Genomic DNA, 18813 nt, shown 5'->3' with positions numbered 1-18813 from the left:
GGCCGCTGCGCGGTTAGCGCAGCTGAATGGAGAAGTTGGCTTCGGAGGACGTGGCCTCACTTGAGAACCAGCGCGAGGTAACTGTTTTGGTTTCGGTGTAGAAGCGGACAGCCTGCTTACCGTAGGCATGCTGATCGCCGTAGAACGAACCCTTCCAGCCAGTGAACGAGAAGAACGGCAGGGGCACCGGAATGGGAATGTTCACACCCACCTGGCCCACATCAATCTCGTGCTGGAATCGGCGGGCTGCGCCACCGTGATTGGTGAAGATCGAGGTACCGTTGCCATAGGGGCTCTGGTTGATCAGCTCAATGGCCTCACCCAGATCATCAGCGTTCATACAGGTGAGAACCGGACCAAAGATTTCTTCATTGTAGATATCCATCTCCCGCGTCACGTTGCTGAACAGCGTTGGCCCTACCCAGTTGCCATCCGGCAGACCATCGACCGTGCAGTTGCGGCCATCCAGCAACAGGGTCGCGCCCTGGGCTTCTCCGGTGGCGATCAAAGCTTCAATACGCTCCTTGGCTTTCGGGCTGATGACCGGGCCGTAGCTGGCACCCGAATCGTTCCAGGCACCGGGGCGCACTTTTGCCATAGCCTCTTTCAACTCCGGAATCCACTCCTGAGCCGCGCCCACAAACACGGCCACAGAAATCGCCATACAACGCTGGCCAGCGGCACCGACTGAGGCGCCAACCAGAGCATTGATTACCTGCTGCTTGTCGGCATCCGGCATGATCACCATGTGGTTCTTGGCGCCGGCGAAGCTCTGTACTCGCTTCATGTGGCGGGTGCCGGTTTCATAGATGTAACGACCAACCGGCACTGAGCCCACAAAAGAAATCGCCTTGATGGCGGGATCGGTCAGCAACGTATCCACCTGCTCTTTGGCACCATGCACCACCTGCAGCACGCCCTTGGGTGCGCCGGCTTCTTCAAACAACTCGGCCAGGCGCATCGGGGTCATCGGGTCCTGCTCGGACGGCTTCAGGATAAAGGTGTTACCGCAGGCAATGGCCATGGGGAACATCCACAGAGGAATCATCGCCGGGAAGTTGAACGGGGTGATACCGGCGCATACGCCCAGGGGCTGAATCCAGGAGTGGGTGTCCACTTCGCGGGCAACGTTCTCAACGGTCTCGCCCATCATCATGGACGCAACGTTGGCGGCGTGTTCAACCACTTCAATGCCACGCCAGACATCGCCCTTAGCATCGTCGAAGGTCTTGCCGGTTTCCTGGGACAGGACTTCAGCTATCTCGTCGTGGTGCTCTTTCAGCAGGGCCTGGTAACGCAGCATCACACGGGCCCGGTCTGACACCGGCGTTTCCTTCCAGCTTTTGAACACTTCTCCGGCCTTGTCGATCGCCAGGCGCATTTCATCAGCCGTGGCGCACGGTACTTGAGCAATGACTTCGTTAGTGGCGGGATTGGTGACGTCGATCCAGTTCTGGGTCTGGCTCTGAACGAATTCACCGGCAATGTACTGGGGAATCTTCTTCATCGTGGTGGTCCCTGTTTGTTGTTGTTCAGGAGAGCCTGGCTCACTCGGGCACAGGCGTTATTTGAATCAAGCGTAGCACGGGGTTTACCAAGGTGTGATTGACTAAGTTTCGATCATGATGGATTATTTTTCGATGCAGACAGTTTCCAGAAACACACAAGTCACCCAAACCTCGCAATGGCCCGTGCCATCGGACAGCGTGCGTTATGTGGTGCCTGAGCCCAGTATTCATATGCTGGCCAGCCATCCGCTTACCCGGGAGCTTTATCCGCTGGCGTTTGGCCACTACCGGAAAGCTGTGGGCCACCACATGCACCGGGAGCACCATCGTGACAATCTTTTGATCTACTGCACGGAGGGTAAGGCGTTTCTGAATGTTGGCGGAGAGCCCTATACCGTGCGTGCCGGGGACCTGCTATTGCTCCCTGCGGGCGCAGCCCATCGCTACACCTCAGATCCTGACCACCCCTGGACCATTCACTGGGTGCATTACACCGGCCCACTGGCTGAAGCGTTTCATTCGCATATGGGCTTTGATAATCAGACTCGCATTCGCCACCTTGGCCGCCAGCCGCGTTTACTGGTCGACTTCAATGGCCTGTTGTCGGTGCGGCAAACCGGCTTCCGTTCGCAAGGGCTGATCCACGCCAGCAACCGCTTGCGACAATTGCTGGCGGCGGTGCCCCTGAATGCAGACGAAACCGATCACGCCAAGCAGGCGGAACTTGAAACCATCCATAACTACATGCGGGAACATCTGGAAGATCGCCTGACACTCAACCAGCTGGCCGAACTCTCCAGCCTTTCGCCGGCGCATTTTGCAACCCGCTACCGGGAGCAGACCGGCACTTCGCCCATTCAACACTTCCTGCATCTGAAGGTAGAGCGGGCCTGCCAGTTGCTGGACACCACCAGCCAGAGCTTTGCCGACATCAGCCGGCAACTGGGTTACGACGACGCCTATTACTTTTCCCGCCTGTTCAAGAAGGTAATGGGGAAGTCCCCCAGTGACTATCGCCATACGGCCCGGCACTGATAAATTGACCCACCAGGAAAACCTGCAACGAACACAACTGGAGCCCCCATGCAGCCACTGGACACCAAAGTTATTGAACAAGCCCTGCACTGGTGTGACGAGGGCCATGATTTCTGGTTTTGCACCGTGGTGAGCACCTTCGGTTCTTCACCCCGCGAGCCCGGCTCCTGGCTGATCGCCAGGCGAGACGGCGCTCATTGCGGGTCACTCTCTGGCGGTTGTGTTGAGGAAGATTTTCTGGCCCGCCTTAAGCAAAACGCCTTCACAGGGCGCATCAATCGCATTCGCTACGGGGCCCCCGGTGGGCCGGACAACCCCAGAGTGGCACTCCCCTGCGGCGGCATACTCGATGTGTTGATTGAGCACTGGACTGCATCCTCCGATACCCGAGACCATTTTCTGGCGCTCCAGGCTGCGTTGGCAGGCCAGGGAGCGATCGCTCGCCTGGTTTCAACGGAGACTGGCGAAGCGCACATTGCGCCCGAGCTGGAATTGGGCCCCCGGGTCACTGAGGATACGGACCAGGCCATCCTGCGCTTGCGCGTTGGCCCAGTCTCACGGTTGGTTGTTGCAGGCCTGTCACCGGTCGCCAATGCGTGTGCCAGCTTCGCCCACAGCCTTGGATTCGAGGTTATTGTGTGCGACCCAAGGCCAGAAGAAGTGCGCCACTTCAACCTCCCGGGCGTATCACTTCAACAGGAATTGCCGTCCGTGTTTATCGCGCGGGAGGGGTGCCACCAGGCGACCGCCGTCGTCGCCCTGACCCACGATCCGCGCATTGATGACACGGCCATGATGGAAGCGGTGAAAACCCAGGCGTTTTACATTGGCGTGATGGGATCCCTGAACACATCAGGCAAACGCCGGGAGCGCCTGGCTCGCGTTGGTGGCCTGACTGAGCAACAGATCAACCGCATCCACATGCCCGTTGGTTTGAACATCGGCAGCAAGACGCCGGCGGAAATTGCCCTGGCGGTGATGGCTGACATTATCCGGGTCCGACAAGGCATTCCTCGCAACCAATTATAAATGTACAGGTTTGACCGTTGAATCGTTGCGATCATTAGGCTCAAATGGGCGCTCGCAACCTACCCGCGGCCGACCAACTGAGGCGTGCATGCACTCTGACCGTCAACAAACTGCTCATCTTCAAAGCACCGCTGAAGTCACGGACATGATTCGCCGGGTCGCTCAGCAGGACCGCGAGGCCTTCGGGCGCCTTTATGAAGCCACGGCGCCGAAACTTATGGCCACCGTGCTGCGTATCCTCAAAGACCGGAGTTGGGCGGACGACGTAATGCACGATACCTATGTCAAGATATGGCATAAAGCCGACCAATTTGATGCGAAGCTATCGTCCCCGATTACCTGGTTGGCCGCCATTGCAAGGCATGGCGCTATCGACGAACTGAGACGGCACCCGGCAAGACGAGAAAGCTCCGGCGACGAAATTGATGACATCGCCGATTCAGCACCCGCGGCCCATGACCAGATAGCAGACCATCAAACGGTAAAGCACTTGAACCATTGTATTGACCAGCTTGAGAAAGATCGCCAGGACATGGTCCGTCTTGCGTATCTGAATGGTTGGTCTCGAGATCAGTTGGCGCTGCATTTTGACCAGCCGATCAACACGGTGAAAACGTGGCTGCACAGAGCCCTGAAACAGATCAAAAGGTGCCTTGAGCCATGAGCGAACGCGACGATCTGGAGATGCTGGTTGCGGAGTTCGTTCTGGGAACTCTGCCCAAGGAAGAGCGCGAGTCATTGCAGGCTCGCCGCACCCGGGAGCCTGAGATTGAGGCTCTGATTCAGCAATGGGAAACCCGACTGGCAGGCATGCTCGACGCGATTGAGCCTGTTGAGCTTGGCCCGGATCTGTTGGCCCGGATTCAGCGCACGATTGAACAGCAGCAATCCGCGCCAGAAGCGACGAACCCGACGCCAGACAACGTGGTCAGCCTCCGTAAGCAGGTCGCCCGCTGGCGCTGGAGCACTGCCGTCGCCTCGGCAGCGGCACTGGTGCTGGTTGCCGTGCTGGCGACTCAGCCGGAGCCCGAGCCACAAACTCAATCCTTTGTAGCGGTGTTCCAGCACAACGATGAGCAACCGGCGTTTCTGTTGACCGTGGACCTGGACAGTCGCCAGTTGAACATCCAGCCGGTCACCGCTGAACCGAAGCAGGACAAGTCTTATCAGCTTTGGATTGTGGCGGAGGGGTATGGCCCGAACCCACGATCGGTGGGCGTGATGAGCGACAACTTCACCCTGGACCAGGCTGCTCTTCGTGAATACGACCCGGAAACTCTGAGGGACGCCACCTTTGGCATCAGCCTGGAACCCAAAGGTGGTTCGCCCACAGGGCAACCAACTGGCCCGGCTATTCACGGTTTCCTTTACCCCACCGCTGCCAACGAGACCTCCGGGCAACAATAAATCGTGAACGCGCCTGAAACTTTTCAGGCGCCGCTCCGTAGCTGCTTGTACTCCCATCAAAACAAGGTGATGGATGGGTACAACCGAACCTAAGGAGCACACAATGAAGAAGCACATCAAAACTACTGCATTCCTCGCGGCCACCCTGGTTTCCGGCGCATTCGCCTCTGGATCAGCGCTGGCGATGGATCACAGCAACAAAGTGGGTGTCTGGGGCGATGACCAGTCGGTATCCGAAGGCACGGTAACCGCCAAGAAAGTGGTGACTGAAGAGAACGGCTGGCTGGTAGTGCATCGCACCGACGAAGCCATGAAGCCCGGCCCGGTCGTAGCCTTCGCCCCCCTGAAAAAAGGCAAGAATATGGACGTCGCGGCCATCCTGACCGAAGAAATCGCCAACGGCGACAAGCTGATGCTGATGATTCACAACGAAGAAGGCGGCAGCAAGACCGGTATTTTTGAATACACTCTGGGTGCCAAGGAAGACGGCCCGATTCGTCGGGATGGCAAGCTGGTGATGACGGTGATTACTGCTCAATAAACTTTACTTCTGGCCTTGTGATCGCGTGTATCACAAGGCCAGAAGCGAATGGTAGTCCGCCCGAAACCGGGCAAAGCTCAAATACCGCCCCCGATGATCCACCAACTCCATGGCATCAAACGCCTCCACAAAGGCCCGTGATTCACCCGAGCTGATCAACCCGCGGTAATCACCCGTCCAGTCCATGAACTGGACCAGATCCAGCAGCAGGGTCATTTCCAGAGCACCGTTTGCTCGTTCCAGGTAGCGATAGGCCAGTGCGTAGTGCTCGAAGCGGTAGCTGACACTACTGGCATCGTTTCTGGTTGCGTCTCGCAGGGGATCATAGTCGTAATGCTGGTAGGCAGGTGCCACGGGATAACCCGACACCAGAGCTGCCTGACCTTCAGCAAACCAGTACGGCAGCAAAGACGTGGATGCATTGTGGCGGCTCAGGTTTTCCTGAACGTGGTGGGCCAGTTCATGGGTAAATATCTGCCCGGCCTCATAGGGCCAGCTTCTGTGATACGGGGCAATGGCTACAGCTGCCAGGGTGCCAGAGGCAAGGTCGGCATTGGTCACCCTCGGGCTCAAGCAAGCCACCACCTGTTCCGGGTAGGGCACCGCAGAGCTGCGCTCACCCACAAAATCACGCCAGCTCATCTTGAACCGGTTCAGCACGTCGTCTATGCGAGTGTTCAGTTCTGTTGCAGCGGCCCGAAAGGTGTTCTCGCTATAGGCCGGCGAACCATAGACACGCACCCGCCCGTCATCGGTCTCGAAATACAGAGTGTCGCCAACGCATACTTCGGCCTCACTGTTCAGGCTCCAGCGACCACTGGGAAAGTAACGCCCGGTGTCTCGGGCATCCAGAAAATAGCCAAGGCTATACCGCGTCTCGTCATGATCATAGTACCGATCTCTCGATGTGGCACTCACTTTACAGCCAGACAGTGTTACAGCGGCCAGCACCAGTAATGCTGCTGTCCACAACCTCCGCGACTTTTCCATCTGTATGCTCCGGGCTCTGTTATATGGAGCTATATTCGCGAAGATCCCGCGCTGTGTCCGTCAACCGGTGTAAAGAGCAGGTAAAGACAGTTACGGCCTGCAGTTCCGCCCCAGTGCCCCCTATACGCACAACCCCCAATCCCCGCATTGAAATTTTTGTAGCGCGCGCCGGGTTCTCGTGTTAAAAATCGCTCGAATCCCACCAAGAACCGCGTGCGTCCTGCGCGCTTTGTATCCATCCCTTTTAAGTGAGGGACACCATCCAATGTTGAAGTTGTGTAAGCCACAGGCGCTTGCCGCCGCTGTTGCGTTGTCTCTGGGTGCCTCCTCGGTTTTTGCAGCCGAGGAAGTGCGTGTTTATAACTGGTCTGACTACATCGCCGAGGACACCCTGGCGAAGTTCACAGAAGAGACCGGCATCAAGGTTATCTACGACGTTTACGACAGTAACGAGGTGCTGGAGGCCGCCCTGTTGTCTGGCCGCTCCGGCTATGACCTGGTTGTGCCCTCTAACCACTACGTAGCCAAGCAGATTTCTGCCAAGGCTTTTGTCGCACTGGACCACGGCAAGCTGCCGAACATGGCTAACCTCAACCCAGACCTGATGGATGATCTGGAAAAGGTGGACCCGGGCAGCCAGTTCTCCCTGCCTTACCTGTGGGGCACCAACGGCTACGGCTATAACGAAGGCCGCGTTCAGGAAATTCTGGGCGAGAACGCTCCCACCGATTCCTGGGCTCTGGTATTTGATCCGGAAGTGACCGGCAAACTCGCCGCCGGCGGCTGTGGCATTGCCATGCTGGATTCCGGTGAAGAGATGGTGCGTGCCGCCATGGCCTACATTGGCCTAGACCCGAACAGCAACAACGCCGACGACATCCGCAAGGGTGGTGATGTGATCAAGGCCGTGCGCCCGAACATCACTTACTTCCACTCGTCCCGATACATTGGCGACCTGGCCAACGGTGACCTGTGCGTGGCTGCCGGCTACTCTGGCGACATCCTGCAGGCGGCTGCACGCGCCGAGGAAGCCGAGAATGGCAATGTGATCCGCTACACCATCCCCAAAGAGGGCGCGGTGCTGTGGTTTGACATGATGACCATCCCGGCCGGCGCGCCGAACGTGGAAAATGCTCACAAACTGATGAATTTCCTGATGCGTCCGGAAATCATCGCCGATGTGACCAACTACGTGTGGTACGCCAACCCGAACAAACCGGCCAACGAGTTTGTGGACCCGGAAATCCTCAATGACACCAGCATCTACCCCACCGATGAGGTGATGAAGAAGCTGTACATCATGGAAGGTCGGCCTCAGGACGCGCAGCGCCTGATGACCCGTACCTGGACCAGCGTGAAATCCGGTCGCTGACGGTGGCCGTGATCAACAATACCTCCGCGCAAGCGGAGGTGCTCCTCAGCATCAAGGGTATTTCCAAAAGCTTCGACAGCACCCTGGCGGTGGACGACGTGAGTCTGGACATCCACAAGGGCGAGATTTTCGCCCTGCTGGGTGGTTCCGGCTCTGGCAAGTCCACCCTGCTGCGCATGCTGGCGGGTTTTGAAACCCCGGATTCCGGTCGCATTGTGCTGGACGGCCAGGACATCACCGCCCTGCCCCCTTACCTGCGCCCCACCAACATGATGTTCCAGTCCTATGCCCTGTTCCCCCATATGACGGTGGAGCAGAACATTGCCATGGGCCTGAAACAGGACAAGCTGCCGAAAAACGAAATTGCCGACCGCGTGGCCGCCATGCTCAAGCTGGTGAAGATGGAAGCCTACGGCAAGCGCCGGCCCCAGCAATTGTCTGGCGGCCAGCAGCAGCGTGTGGCCCTGGCCCGCTCGCTGGCGAAACGGCCCAAGCTGTTGTTGCTGGACGAGCCCATGGGCGCGCTGGACAAAAAACTGCGCACGGAAATGCAGCTGGAGCTGGTGGATATTCTGGAGAAAGTGGGCGTGACCTGCCTGATGGTGACCCACGACCAGGAAGAAGCCATGACCATGGCCAGTCGCATTGCCATCATGTCTTACGGCCGGATTGCCCAGGTGGGCTCCCCCATCGATATCTATGAGAGCCCGAACAGCCGCATGACGGCGGAGTTCATCGGCTCGGTGAATATCTTCGAGGCGAACATCCTGGAAGACAACTCCGACAGCATCTCGCTGACCAGCGACCTGCTGGACGCTCCGGTGTTTATCGACCGGGGCGTGACCACGCCTGCGGAAACCACGGAAACCCTGATCGCCCTGCGCCCGGAAAAGATCTACCTGACCACAGAGAAACCCGAAGGCGACACCAACTGGAGCTGCGGCACGGTAGACAACATTGCCTATCTTGGCGACATCACGTCTTACTACGTGAAGCTGGCCAGTGGCAAGCGGGTACAGGCCACCATGGCCAACGTGGAACGCCGGGGTGAGCGGCCTACCTGGGGTGATCAGGTGTTCGTGTCCTGGGAAGCCTCCAGCCCTATCCTGCTCTGGAACTGACGCCATGACGAAGAAGCTTCTGGCAACCCCCTTCGCGGAGCGGGTGCGTGCGGTGGTATTCCATCGCCGGGTGGTATTCGGCGTGCCGTTCGCCTGGCTGCTGCTGTTCTTCCTGCTGCCGTTTGCGCTGGTACTGAAGATCAGCCTGACCTCGGCAGTCATGGCGATTCCGCCTTATGAGCCGGTGTTCCGGTGGGTGGAGAACACCCTGTCGGTGGTGGTGAACTTTGGCAACTACCTGTTTCTGGCCTCCGACAGCCTGTACATCGCCGCTTACTGGGGCTCCGTGAAAACGGCCTTCCTGGCCACCCTGTTCTGCCTGCTGATCGGCTACCCCATGGCCTATGCCATGGCCCGGGCGCCCAAGCACTGGCAACTGGTGTTCCTGCTAATGGTGATGCTGCCGTCCTGGACCTCGTTCCTGATCCGCGTGTATGCGTGGATGGGCATTCTCGGTAACCAGGGCCTGCTGAACACGTTCCTGATGTGGCTGGGGCTGATCGATGCGCCACTGAAAATGCTGAACACCAACTTTGCGGTGATTCTGGGCATTGTCTACGCCTACCTGCCGTTCATGATCCTGCCCATCTACACCAATCTGGTGAAGCTGGACGTACGCCTGCTGGAAGCGGCGTCGGATCTTGGCTGCCGTAGCCTGACTACCTTCTGGGCCATCACCCTGCCGCTGTCCAAGGCCGGAATCCTGGCGGGCTCCATGCTGGTGTTCATTCCTGCGGTGGGTGAGTTTGTGATTCCGGAACTACTGGGCGGGCCGGATACCCTGATGATCGGCAAGGTGCTGTGGGAAGAGTTTTTCAACAACCGCGACTGGCCGGTGGCCTCTTCGCTGGCGATTGTCATGCTGGCGCTGCTGTTGATTCCGATTGTGCTGTTCCACCGTTTCCAGGCTCGGGAGATGGAAAAGAATGGTTAAGCTGAAAGCCCCCGGCTTCTCAAAATCCATGCTATTGCTGGGCATGCTGTTCCTGTACCTGCCAATGGTGGTGTTGATCGTTTACTCGTTCAACTCCTCGCGGCTGGTGTCTGTGTGGGCCGGCTTTTCCACCAAGTGGTACGGTGCGCTGTTTGCCAATGAACAGATTCTGTCTGCCGTGTGGATGAGCCTGCGCATTGCCTTCTATTCCGCCAGCATGGCGGTGTGCCTGGGCACCCTTTGTGCCTTTGTGATTACCCGGTTCAAGAAGATGCGTGGCCGCACCCTGCTGTCCAGCATGATCACGGCGCCGCTGGTGATGCCGGAAGTGATCACCGGCCTGTCGCTGTTGCTGCTGTTTGTGCAGATGGCGCAACTGATCGGCTGGCCGGTGGACCGTGGCATGGCCACCATCTGGATTGCCCACACCACTTTCTGCAGTGCTTATGTGGCGGTGGTGGTGAGCGCGCGCTTGCGGGAGGTGGATTTGTCCATTGAGGAAGCGGCAATGGATCTGGGTTGTACGCCGTTGAAGACTTTCTTTGTGATCACGCTGCCGGTGATTGCGCCGGCGCTGGTTTCGGGGTGGTTGCTGGCGTTTACTTTGTCGCTGGATGATCTGGTGATTGCGAGCTTTGTGTCCGGGCCGGGGGCGACGACGTTGCCGATGGTGGTGTTCTCCTCCGTGCGGATGGGGGTGTCGCCGGAGATTAATGCGTTGGCTACTTTGATTATTGCGGCGGTTTCGGTGATCGCGTTTATGGCGTGGTTCTGGATGCGGCGGGCTGAGAAGCGGCGATTGCGGCCTCGCTGAGCTTGGGTTCCAATCCGTGTAGTTCTGGGGGCGGGCTGGGAGGTGGGGAGGGATTTTCTTCTGGAAAAAACAACTCGCTTCGCTCAGACATCTTTTTTCCTGCCAGAAAATCCCTCCCCACCTCCCGCCGGCTTAACTTTATGGAAACCTCTCCCGCCGGCTTTTCTTCGTTCGCCTACATGGCTTGTCTGCGGAATAGGTTCTGCAGGTTAAGGCACATCTTCTGATTTGAGGACGTGAGTCAGGCCGGTGCATTCCACCATGGGGTCGTCGTAGTTCACTACTATGTCGGACTTTGCGATGACGTAGGCTTTGCCGGTTATGTTGTTTTTGACGACCTGATACTCCCTTTCCTTTTCCACTGCAGTGAATTCTCCGATAAAGCCGGTTTCCCTCAGGGATATGGTTTCGAGTTTGTCGCCGGGTTTGATTTGGCCTTCGAGGTTCATTAACGCCAATCTTGCGGAGGTTCCGGTGCCTGTGGTGCTTCGGCAGATGACTCCGGGGTGAACGTAGGTGGCAGATCTTGATCTGTAGCAGCCTTCAGCCACGTGTTCTACGGGGCCCATGAAGTGGAGGAACGGGAGGGGGCCTACGTCGCCCAGGGTGTAGTGGGAGAAGCCTCTTTCGGCCTGTATGGCTTCGACGATGGCGTGGGCGGTTTGGGCTAGTTGGTGCTCTTCGTCCAGTGTCAGGTCGAAGCCGAGGGATTTGGCGTCTACCAGGGCGTAGAAGCCGCCGCTGTAGGCGACGCTGTAGTTGACCTTGCCGATGCCGGGTACGTTGATGCTGGTGTTGTGGGTGTGGATGTAGCTGGGCAGGCCTTCGCAGGTGATGGCTTCTACTACGCCGTTGTGCACGGTGGCTTCTATGTTTACCAGGCCGGCTGGGGATTCGAGTTTGAAGTGTTGCTTGCCTTCCTGTTTGGGGACTATGCCGGTTTCCAGAACTGCCGTTGCCGTGCAGATGGTGTTGGAGCCGGAGTAGATGGGGTAACCCATGACTTCCATGATGATGTAACCGGCGGCGGCTTCGGGGTTGGTGGCGGGCACCAGCAGGTCTACGGACATTTCGGGGATGCCGTAGGGTTCTTCCAGCAGCAACCGCCGCAGGCCGTCGGCGTCGTCGCGCAGGTATTCCATCTGGGCCCTTACCGTATTTCCCGGCAATTCGATGATGCCGCCGGTGACGATTCGGCTGACGTCACCGCCGGCATGGGTATCCATCAGTTGAATGGTGAGTTCCGGTTTCATCTGCCCGCCTCCACGGCAAAGGGTTGGCCGTGTGCCGGCCACTGGGCATCCGGCACGATCACGATCTTGCCCAGGTAGTTGCTGCCACGGTTCACGAAATACTCTTCGGCTTTGTGCAGGTCAGACAGCTTGAACGCGCCGTGCAGGACGGGTTTCAGCTGGCCATCGCGTATCCAGGTCATCAGCTGGTTTGCTTCTTCGCGGGTGCCGTGAGACACGCCGAAGATCTGCACCTGGTACAGGTAGATTCGGGTCCACAGGATTTCGCTGATGTTGCCGCCGCTGGCGCCGGCGATGCTCAGGCGCGGGTAGGTGCTGCGGGCGTTCATGTCGAAGATCATGGCGTCGATGAACTTGTCAGTCATTTCGCCGCCTACCAGGTCCATCACTGCGTCCAGGGGTTTGCCATCCGTTTCGGCCTTCACCCGGTCTACGAATGTGTCCATGTTGCTGCGATCCAGCACCGCTTCGGCGCCGAGGTCGAGCAGTGCTTTTGCCTTGTCTTTCTGGCTCAGTGCGTAGGGAATGGCACCAATAATCCGGCAGAGCTGGATTAATGCCGTGCCCACACCGCCACTGGCACCCGTGACCAGCACCCGCTCGCCCGCCTGTACATTAGCGGAGGTGAGCATGTGGTAGGCGGTCTGATAGGAACACATGCCCATGGCCGCCAGTTCGGCATCCGCCAGCTCCGGGTTAGGGATGTGATGGAACTGATCGGATGGCAGGGCGACGTATTCGGCATAGCCGCCATCGGCACCATGGCCGTAGTAATCCGGGGTCAGATTGATGTCGGTGCGGTCGTTGGCGTAGATGTTGAAGTCCAGCAGGCCTCGCTCCCCGATACGTTGTTCGCTGACGCCCTCACCCAATGCGACTACACGGCCCACAATATCGGCACCCTGAATGCGTGGGAAGGTCAGCGTGGGTTTGCCGCCCATCTGGAATGAGGTCATTTCGCCCTTTTTGGTGGGGTACAGGCCTTCACGGGCTTTGCGGTCGGTGTTGTTCTTGGCGGTGGCGGTTACCTGGACCAGAACCTGGCCGGCCGTTGGTGTGGGCACGGGAAGGTTCTGGTATTGAAGTTTTTCGATGCCGCCATGGCCGGTAAGCACCATGGCTTTCATGGAGGTCGGGATCATTGGGCAATTACCTTATAGACCGGGCGAAGTCGTGGAATCTGTTTCAGTACCACCTGAATAACGGTCATCAGAGGGACCGCCAAAAGCACACCCACGGGCCCCCATAGCCAACCCCAAAAAAAGATGGAAACGAAGATGATGACGGGGTTGATGGCCATGCGAAAACCATGAATCCAGGGTTCCAGGAAAAAGCCTACGATGGTGGTTAGCAGGATGAAACTCAGGGGTGCGACGGCCATCATCCAAAGGGTGTCCAGCATGATTGCCGAGACTATAGCCAGTAACGCAATGGTCAGCATGTTGCCCAGGTAGGGAATGAACCTGGCCAGACCGGCTATCAATCCCCACATGGCAGGATCGGGCAGGCCAATAGCCCAGCAAATCAAGGCAGTGAGCACACCAACAGACGCATTGCTGACACCCAGCACTGCCAGGTACTGGGCAATTTCACGCTGCGAATAATGGGCGATTCTGAGAACCGTTTTGCGCTGGGGGCGTGGAAGCTGTTTGACAAAATTGCGAACCAGCCGATCGCCGCTGACCAGCAGAAAATAGGTCAACGCCAGAGCCAGGGCCAGCCCTGCAACACCATCGCGGGCTTTGGCCATCAACTGACTACGCCAGGATTCGGTTTGCAGTACGACCGTTGTAGGCTTTTTCTCGGCACTGTCTGACAATCCTTCCACCGACTTTTCAACTTGCTCGGCCGAGCGGCTCACCTTGTCCAACTGACGCATGATCTGGCTGTCGCCCACCAGCAAACGGGAAATACCTTGAGGCGCTTTTTCCGCCCATTCCAGCGCCGGGGTAGCTACCGCTGCGCCAATGCCGACAATGCCGGCCAGCACCAACAACACCAGAACCAACGAACTGACCACTCTCGGCACCCGGAATTTCAAATAGGCTTTTTTGACCAACGGTGCTAACAGCATACTGGTCAGAACGGCCAGCGTGATGGGCAACACGATCTGGTGAGCAAGGTACAGGGTGTAGAGAATACCGAGCGTAAAGAGCCCGTATATGGGCGTGGATAACTCGGACAGCGAGAGCTTCACCGGTTGTTTTTCAGACGCATTGTTTTCGGGTAAACGATCATCCATGGAAAACCAGACCTTGGTTAGGGACCCAAACCTGGAAACCGGGCCACTGAGGGTTTCAGCCCGTTTGCTCGGGACTCAGAAAAGTCTAGTCTATCTGTCACGGGAGTGGCCTGCATTACCCCCGAATAACAAATACCGAATGAACCGCCAGGCACATGTCATTCGTACATCCTAATAGTCTGATGAAACCTGACGAGAGATAGTGATGGACGGTGATCTACCCAATCTCGAACCGAATCTATGAGAGTTGGGCAGACCGGCGCTACGAAAAGAAATACGCTTGCGCTATGAGGGCCGCGCCGTAAGGCGGCTCACCCTGCCATTTTGGGGAGAAACGAGGTATCGACCCAGTACTTCTTCAAGTTGCTCTCATCCACCAGTACCGGCAGAGTGTCATGCTTGATGTAGTCGGTCGGATCAAACCAGATATTGTCGCTGCGGAAGATGTGCACCTCTCCGGTTTGGGGATGCTGCCATTGGCAGACTACCTGGAAAGGGCTGCGGCCATTGACGACCAGGCCAGTATTCCTCTCTACTGACTGGAAACTGGCGGGCACCTCTACCCCATTTTTCTGAAGACGGGACTTTGATCGGCCTTTCACAACGCCAACCAATATCATACCGCTTCCAATCAGGCCGAATACCAGGCCAAGACCGCCGACAATAATTGCCCCGCCCCAAAGGGAAAAGAAACCGTTGATTCGGGCACTCTCGGGTGCGGACGTTTCGTAAAGCACCGAAATTCGCTCGCCCCGACTGTACGATGCCGGGTTCGAGCCTGAGTTTGACTGAAACTCTACCTCGCGACCATTGCTATCCTGAAACACAACAACCGGGTAGTAAGCCCTGGAATCGCTGGAGCGGGAAAGAATCAGGTCAACAACCACGCCCTCGGTTTCGACCGCGCGATCAACAAAAGAGCTGGTACTGCTATAGAGGGCATAGGCGCCGAATAGCATGCCGGCACCGATAACAGTAAAAACGTACTTGAGGATATTGAGGGCTTTCACCGATTCATTCCTTTTAATCGATTGGGGGGATAATGTGCAGCGCCAGGCTGATGAAGATGTGCATTCTACGCATACAGACTGGCGAGTCTCAAACGCGGTTCAAATTTTCGGGACGCAGAGACTCTCGGCGAATCTGAAATGGACGAAATCCGTTGATTAGCCCCTCATATCGGCTGACCGATTTCAGCACCGTCCGGGACAAGAGACGGCATCTGGGGCTCACGGTCCTTCAGCATGTTTGCCAAGCGGCGCTCTCGCACCTTGTGAACAGAGGGATCAAGCCTGAGAACCTTAAGAGGCACAGGATCACCTTCGCGGAGCTTATCGAACGTCTCGACTTTACTCAGATAGAAGGCCCCGTTGTGATTTTGGCCTTTGAACTGAAAATTGAACTCAACCAGAAGGTTACACTCGTAGTGTCCCTCTCCCTTTGGTTCATTATTGTGGTCGTACTCCTGATAAAACTGGCAGTCCGCTTCTTTTTTTGTCAAAACGCCATCCAGCTCTATACCGTGTTTACGTAACAAAGCCTGGCCGTAGTCGTGGCCAATACTCGAGTAGGTGACTACGATAGAAAGTAGAACGATGCCAGCGCCGATCAACGCGAAAAAACCACCGGCAATCATAGCGCCCCAGTCGCCAAAGTCGGCGTAGAAAATGCCACCGCCTACCATGGCGGCAATCAGCCCGAAGCACAGTATCGCCAACGCAATACCGAGATTAACCTTAATTACTGACCACAGGAGCGACCAGTCAATCTTGTTTTTTCTGAGCATCTTTCTGGAATTGGTAGGTTAGTTAATGTGTTCTGGTATAAGAAAACCTTGCGCCTATATCCCGAACTTGACTTCATTTTCTCAAGGGTTTCATCATGTAAATCCAGCCGTCGTGCATCTCCCATAACTCACTATCCCGGACTTCAAGGTTTATGAGCGCCTCCTCGCCGGCATCCCCTTTGCCATAAACGTGAACAACCTCTATAAATTCCCGATCCAACCCAAACCCGTAAAAATCACTCCAGCGATTTGGACTGATTTCTCCCTCTCGCTGTGGTGGGTAACACGCAAACTCATACGAAGGATCTTGAATGACCACATCTCTGACTTGAAAGGCATTAAGATCAACCAAAACCTTTTCGCCAACATGAGCTTTCGCGGAAGCCTCCGAAGTGAGCCCTCCACGATACTTGATGACATCATAGATCACATAACTAGTGTACAGGTCATCCAAAGACCGATCTGAACATAGTAATTCGCCATTCTTGGCGCCAAAGGCGAAACAGCCTGATGAAATCAGGCCCAATGTGAGGCCTACAATGAACCTGATCAAAAAAATCACCCTTTAATACATCATACCTATTAGAGAGACATTCATCGCGACCAGCCTGCCAACATCCCGACAAAACTCAGCTTTATCTCATCAGCATTTTTTACATATTTACCAGACAATGATACCCGTGCCAAAACTCCCATATAAGTAATCAGGAGGTCACAGCTTGCATTATGCAAAGCGCCCGAAGAACCAGAGGACCAACAACCAGCAACCCATTCAGACTCAGCTTTGCCACCACTCAGTGGTGACGTTCTAAAAAACTCCCAGAAAACAGGGTATCCAGACGCTGGATAAATCCTGAATAGATCTGCTTTGTTATCAAACTCGATAACTCTTTCTTTGAACAGCCCTTCTCCATACCATGCCGCTAACCCGCTAGGCAAAACAGAAGGTTTTCCTGACATGTCATTACGCTCGCTAATCAGAACCACAATATCTGATTCAGCATCAATGGTAGTGTCCGGATTCAACTCGAGATCTGTCAGGGGAATTTTCAAAACAACACCAGAACCCGTATCCAGCTCATTAATAGCAACCATCGACATTGGAAGGTCCGCCAACAAATAATCGCTGGGTATAAGATAGGACACATTGCCTAACTCTAGCCGGGTCTTTGAACCAACCTCTTCAGAATAGTCTGACGTACAGCCTACATAGAGGAATGGTACGCAGAGAGCAAAAAGCGACTTCAATATCCTAATTCTTGCTTGCACTCTATCTCGCTTTACCGTGTCAGGGTTTTACGCATCCGCTCGTGAAGCTCGTCCAGCTCCCTCTGCTTTTGCGCCATGTAGTCTTCTTCGATATCGATCAGACGCGTTGTTGTGCCGTTTGGGCCAGGAGCCCCTGCACCACTGTAATCTCCTCATGAGCTTTTCACCACGATGAACTACCAATAGCGCACATGAGTATTTACGATTTAATTCACAGCTTCGGCAATCTCCGTGGCCCATGAAAAGCAAACTCTGTAAACTATGACCGTCAAAAATCTTCGGAAAGGACACCGAACCCACCATGCAGATCTCGCTTATCCGCCGTCTTTCTCTTGCCGCTGCCGTTATGCTTGCCACCGCTGGATGCAGCGCTTATTACGAATACCAGGCTAAAGATATGGTCGAGCGCCAGATGGACGCGATGGTGTTTGTCGAGGGCGGCGAATTCATGATGGGAAATCCCGGTGGATGGAGTGTCCGGAGTGATACGTTGCCCGCTCATAGGGTCGTTCTGGATGATTTCCATATTCAGAAATATGAAGTGACACAGGGGGATTTCGAGCTTTTTCAGGCAGTGACCAGCTACGAGAACTCCCATCCCTTCTACGACAAAAAACGCGACGAAAGGCCTGAACGGTTCGAATCTGAACTACCAGCTGCAGCTTCCTGGGAGGATGCGATGGCCTTCTGTCAGTGGCTGGGCGATCAAAGCGGTGAGCCCGTCACACTGCCAACCGAGGCGCAGTGGGAGTACGCGGCCAGGGCGGGAGGCAGAATGATTCGGTATGCAACAGAAAACGGTGAAGCGCAAGAAGAAGTAACCATGGCCGCGGGCCCGACCTTTCATGCCCGGGACGGAAGGCCTTTCAATGAAATGCTACCGAATCCACCCGGCACGTTCCCCCCCAATGCCATTGGTCTTTATGACATGTCGGGGAATGTTGCTGAGTGGGTTCGAGACTACTACCGAGAGGACTATTACAGTCAGTCTCCGGTCAACAACCCGGAAGGGCCAGAAAGAAGGCTAAGAGCTGGATTTGAAGGAGACACCTACACGGTTCATGTCCTGAGGGGTGGCGATTACCAGGATTTCATCGGTAACACTACAGTGACGCGCCGCGAGGGCGTGACAACTCTTGGCAGTCGACGAACAGGTTTCCGTTGCGGTTATTGAGAAGCAGATGCAGAGAAACAGTTTCATCCGTATAAGTTACGAAGCCATTCTTCAGTTTTTGCAGACTGCTGTGATTTAAACAATCTTTGAAACATAAGAATGGCGTAATTCGTTCTCAAATCATTAAAGTCACCTTTGACACCATCTTTCCCCATACGTTTTAAGACTTCGATAAACTCCCGGTGACTCGTAACCGTTTCTAAAATTTTAAGGGCAGTGTAGTGGTTCAATGATTCCGGACACCAACGTAGGTGGTAAGATCGCCACCATAAACGAGGTGTCTGATGACCAGAAAGCGACGTTCTTTTTCTCCTGAGTTCAAACAGGAAGCAGCCAGC

General features: G+C 56.0%; 20 protein-coding genes. 10 read left to right on the top strand and 10 right to left on the bottom strand.

The window, feature by feature from the left end; translation table 11 throughout:
• Positions 1-13 precede the first annotated feature (13 nt).
• A complete protein-coding gene (locus tag QPL95_RS00100) occupies positions 14-1507 on the bottom strand; it encodes a CoA-acylating methylmalonate-semialdehyde dehydrogenase (RefSeq protein WP_303288950.1) in 1494 nt (497 codons plus the stop codon).
• 133 nt (positions 1508-1640) lie between these two features.
• Here QPL95_RS00100 and QPL95_RS00095 point away from each other — a divergent pair, with 133 nt between their 5' ends.
• The 5 genes from QPL95_RS00095 to QPL95_RS00075 all read left to right on the top strand — a co-directional run bounded on the left by QPL95_RS00095 (position 1641) and on the right by QPL95_RS00075 (position 5520).
• Positions 1641-2543, top strand: coding sequence for an AraC family transcriptional regulator (locus QPL95_RS00095; RefSeq protein WP_303288948.1), 903 nt, complete (start codon positions 1641-1643; stop codon positions 2541-2543).
• Positions 2544-2591: 48 nt separating this feature from the next.
• Entirely contained in the window at positions 2592-3572 is a 981-nt protein-coding gene (locus QPL95_RS00090) for an XdhC family protein (RefSeq protein WP_303288946.1), read from the top strand.
• An 88-nt stretch (positions 3573-3660) separates the two neighbouring features.
• Positions 3661-4236, top strand: a complete 576-nt coding sequence (locus QPL95_RS00085; RefSeq protein ID WP_303288944.1) for a sigma-70 family RNA polymerase sigma factor — start codon at positions 3661-3663, stop codon at positions 4234-4236.
• Positions 4233-4979, top strand: a complete 747-nt coding sequence (locus tag QPL95_RS00080; RefSeq protein WP_303288942.1) for an anti-sigma factor — start codon at positions 4233-4235, stop codon at positions 4977-4979. The genes QPL95_RS00085 and QPL95_RS00080 overlap by 4 nt, the downstream gene beginning before the upstream one ends.
• A gap of 103 nt (positions 4980-5082) precedes the next feature.
• A complete protein-coding gene (locus QPL95_RS00075; RefSeq protein ID WP_303288940.1) occupies positions 5083-5520 on the top strand; it encodes a hypothetical protein in 438 nt (145 codons plus the stop codon).
• A 30-nt stretch (positions 5521-5550) separates the two neighbouring features.
• Here the strand turns inward: QPL95_RS00075 and QPL95_RS00070 are convergent, their stop codons facing one another.
• On the bottom strand, positions 5551-6510 hold the full coding sequence (locus tag QPL95_RS00070; RefSeq protein WP_303288938.1) for a hypothetical protein: 960 nt from the start codon (positions 6508-6510) through the stop codon (positions 5551-5553).
• A gap of 265 nt (positions 6511-6775) precedes the next feature.
• On the opposite strand from QPL95_RS00070, the gene QPL95_RS00065 reads away from it, so the two are divergent.
• From QPL95_RS00065 to QPL95_RS00050, 4 genes are read left to right on the top strand one after another with little or no spacing between them, the layout of a single operon-like run.
• Complete coding sequence (locus QPL95_RS00065; protein WP_303288936.1) at positions 6776-7882, top strand: polyamine ABC transporter substrate-binding protein; 1107 nt, start codon at positions 6776-6778, stop codon at positions 7880-7882.
• A 2-nt stretch (positions 7883-7884) separates the two neighbouring features.
• Positions 7885-9003: a polyamine ABC transporter ATP-binding protein gene (gene potA / locus QPL95_RS00060; RefSeq protein ID WP_303288934.1), complete on the top strand. Its 1119-nt coding sequence runs from the start codon at positions 7885-7887 to the stop codon at positions 9001-9003.
• Between the two features lie 4 nt (positions 9004-9007).
• Positions 9008-9937 carry an ABC transporter permease subunit gene (locus tag QPL95_RS00055; RefSeq protein WP_303288932.1) on the top strand — a complete coding sequence of 310 codons (930 nt, stop codon included), beginning with the start codon at positions 9008-9010 and terminating at the stop codon, positions 9935-9937.
• Complete coding sequence (locus QPL95_RS00050) at positions 9930-10751, top strand: ABC transporter permease subunit (protein ID WP_303288931.1); 822 nt, start codon at positions 9930-9932, stop codon at positions 10749-10751. The genes QPL95_RS00055 and QPL95_RS00050 overlap by 8 nt, the downstream gene beginning before the upstream one ends.
• Before the next feature lie 209 nt (positions 10752-10960).
• Here QPL95_RS00050 and QPL95_RS00045 read toward each other — a convergent pair whose 3' ends face one another.
• The 7 genes from QPL95_RS00045 to QPL95_RS00015 form a co-directional block, all read right to left on the bottom strand.
• Positions 10961-12004 carry a proline racemase family protein gene (locus QPL95_RS00045; RefSeq protein WP_303288929.1) on the bottom strand — a complete coding sequence of 348 codons (1044 nt, stop codon included), beginning with the start codon at positions 12002-12004 and terminating at the stop codon, positions 10961-10963.
• Complete coding sequence (locus QPL95_RS00040; RefSeq protein WP_303288927.1) at positions 12001-13146, bottom strand: zinc-binding dehydrogenase; 1146 nt, start codon at positions 13144-13146, stop codon at positions 12001-12003. Before QPL95_RS00040 ends, QPL95_RS00045 begins: the two co-directional genes overlap by 4 nt.
• Complete coding sequence (locus QPL95_RS00035) at positions 13143-14246, bottom strand: AI-2E family transporter (RefSeq protein ID WP_303288925.1); 1104 nt, start codon at positions 14244-14246, stop codon at positions 13143-13145. Before QPL95_RS00035 ends, QPL95_RS00040 begins: the two co-directional genes overlap by 4 nt.
• Before the next feature lie 311 nt (positions 14247-14557).
• Positions 14558-15256, bottom strand: coding sequence for a DUF3592 domain-containing protein (locus QPL95_RS00030; RefSeq protein ID WP_303288923.1), 699 nt, complete (start codon positions 15254-15256; stop codon positions 14558-14560).
• A 164-nt stretch (positions 15257-15420) separates the two neighbouring features.
• On the bottom strand, positions 15421-16032 hold the full coding sequence (locus tag QPL95_RS00025) for a DUF3592 domain-containing protein (protein WP_303288921.1): 612 nt from the start codon (positions 16030-16032) through the stop codon (positions 15421-15423).
• A gap of 73 nt (positions 16033-16105) precedes the next feature.
• Positions 16106-16585: a hypothetical protein gene (locus QPL95_RS00020; protein ID WP_303288919.1), complete on the bottom strand. Its 480-nt coding sequence runs from the start codon at positions 16583-16585 to the stop codon at positions 16106-16108.
• 41 nt (positions 16586-16626) lie between these two features.
• Positions 16627-17133, bottom strand: a complete 507-nt coding sequence (locus QPL95_RS00015; RefSeq protein ID WP_303288916.1) for a hypothetical protein — start codon at positions 17131-17133, stop codon at positions 16627-16629.
• 469 nt (positions 17134-17602) lie between these two features.
• On the opposite strand from QPL95_RS00015, the gene QPL95_RS00010 reads away from it, so the two are divergent.
• Positions 17603-18475, top strand: a complete 873-nt coding sequence (locus tag QPL95_RS00010) for an SUMF1/EgtB/PvdO family nonheme iron enzyme (RefSeq protein WP_303288914.1) — start codon at positions 17603-17605, stop codon at positions 18473-18475.
• A 23-nt stretch (positions 18476-18498) separates the two neighbouring features.
• On the opposite strand, the gene QPL95_RS00005 is transcribed toward QPL95_RS00010, so the two are convergent.
• Positions 18499-18813 (bottom strand): hypothetical protein (locus QPL95_RS00005; RefSeq protein ID WP_303288912.1); only part of this gene is annotated, 315 nt, incomplete at its 5' end.

Origin of the sequence: Marinobacter sp. SS5-14b (assembly GCF_030541005.1) — a bacterium.
Classification (GTDB): domain Bacteria; phylum Pseudomonadota; class Gammaproteobacteria; order Pseudomonadales; family Oleiphilaceae; genus Marinobacter.
This window is presented reverse-complemented; position numbering and strand designations above follow the sequence as displayed.

What these genes read in the sequence shown, in the direction of transcription:
- QPL95_RS00100 (WP_303288950.1), bottom strand. Translation starts at nt 1,507, where the DNA reads ATGAAGAAGATTCCCCAGTACATTGCCGGTGAATTCGTTCAGAGCCAG.
- QPL95_RS00095 (WP_303288948.1), top strand. Translation starts at nt 1,641, where the DNA reads ATGCAGACAGTTTCCAGAAACACACAAGTCACCCAAACCTCGCAATGG.
- QPL95_RS00090 (WP_303288946.1), top strand. Translation starts at nt 2,592, where the DNA reads ATGCAGCCACTGGACACCAAAGTTATTGAACAAGCCCTGCACTGGTGT.
- QPL95_RS00085 (WP_303288944.1), top strand. Translation starts at nt 3,661, where the DNA reads ATGCACTCTGACCGTCAACAAACTGCTCATCTTCAAAGCACCGCTGAA.
- QPL95_RS00080 (WP_303288942.1), top strand. Translation starts at nt 4,233, where the DNA reads ATGAGCGAACGCGACGATCTGGAGATGCTGGTTGCGGAGTTCGTTCTG.
- QPL95_RS00075 (WP_303288940.1), top strand. Translation starts at nt 5,083, where the DNA reads ATGAAGAAGCACATCAAAACTACTGCATTCCTCGCGGCCACCCTGGTT.
- QPL95_RS00070 (WP_303288938.1), bottom strand. Translation starts at nt 6,510, where the DNA reads ATGGAAAAGTCGCGGAGGTTGTGGACAGCAGCATTACTGGTGCTGGCC.
- QPL95_RS00065 (WP_303288936.1), top strand. Translation starts at nt 6,776, where the DNA reads ATGTTGAAGTTGTGTAAGCCACAGGCGCTTGCCGCCGCTGTTGCGTTG.
- QPL95_RS00055 (WP_303288932.1), top strand. Translation starts at nt 9,008, where the DNA reads ATGACGAAGAAGCTTCTGGCAACCCCCTTCGCGGAGCGGGTGCGTGCG.
- QPL95_RS00050 (WP_303288931.1), top strand. Translation starts at nt 9,930, where the DNA reads ATGGTTAAGCTGAAAGCCCCCGGCTTCTCAAAATCCATGCTATTGCTG.
- QPL95_RS00045 (WP_303288929.1), bottom strand. Translation starts at nt 12,004, where the DNA reads ATGAAACCGGAACTCACCATTCAACTGATGGATACCCATGCCGGCGGT.
- QPL95_RS00040 (WP_303288927.1), bottom strand. Translation starts at nt 13,146, where the DNA reads ATGATCCCGACCTCCATGAAAGCCATGGTGCTTACCGGCCATGGCGGC.
- QPL95_RS00035 (WP_303288925.1), bottom strand. Translation starts at nt 14,246, where the DNA reads ATGGATGATCGTTTACCCGAAAACAATGCGTCTGAAAAACAACCGGTG.
- QPL95_RS00025 (WP_303288921.1), bottom strand. Translation starts at nt 16,032, where the DNA reads ATGCTCAGAAAAAACAAGATTGACTGGTCGCTCCTGTGGTCAGTAATT.
- QPL95_RS00015 (WP_303288916.1), bottom strand. Translation starts at nt 17,133, where the DNA reads ATGTCGATGGTTGCTATTAATGAGCTGGATACGGGTTCTGGTGTTGTT.
- QPL95_RS00010 (WP_303288914.1), top strand. Translation starts at nt 17,603, where the DNA reads ATGCAGATCTCGCTTATCCGCCGTCTTTCTCTTGCCGCTGCCGTTATG.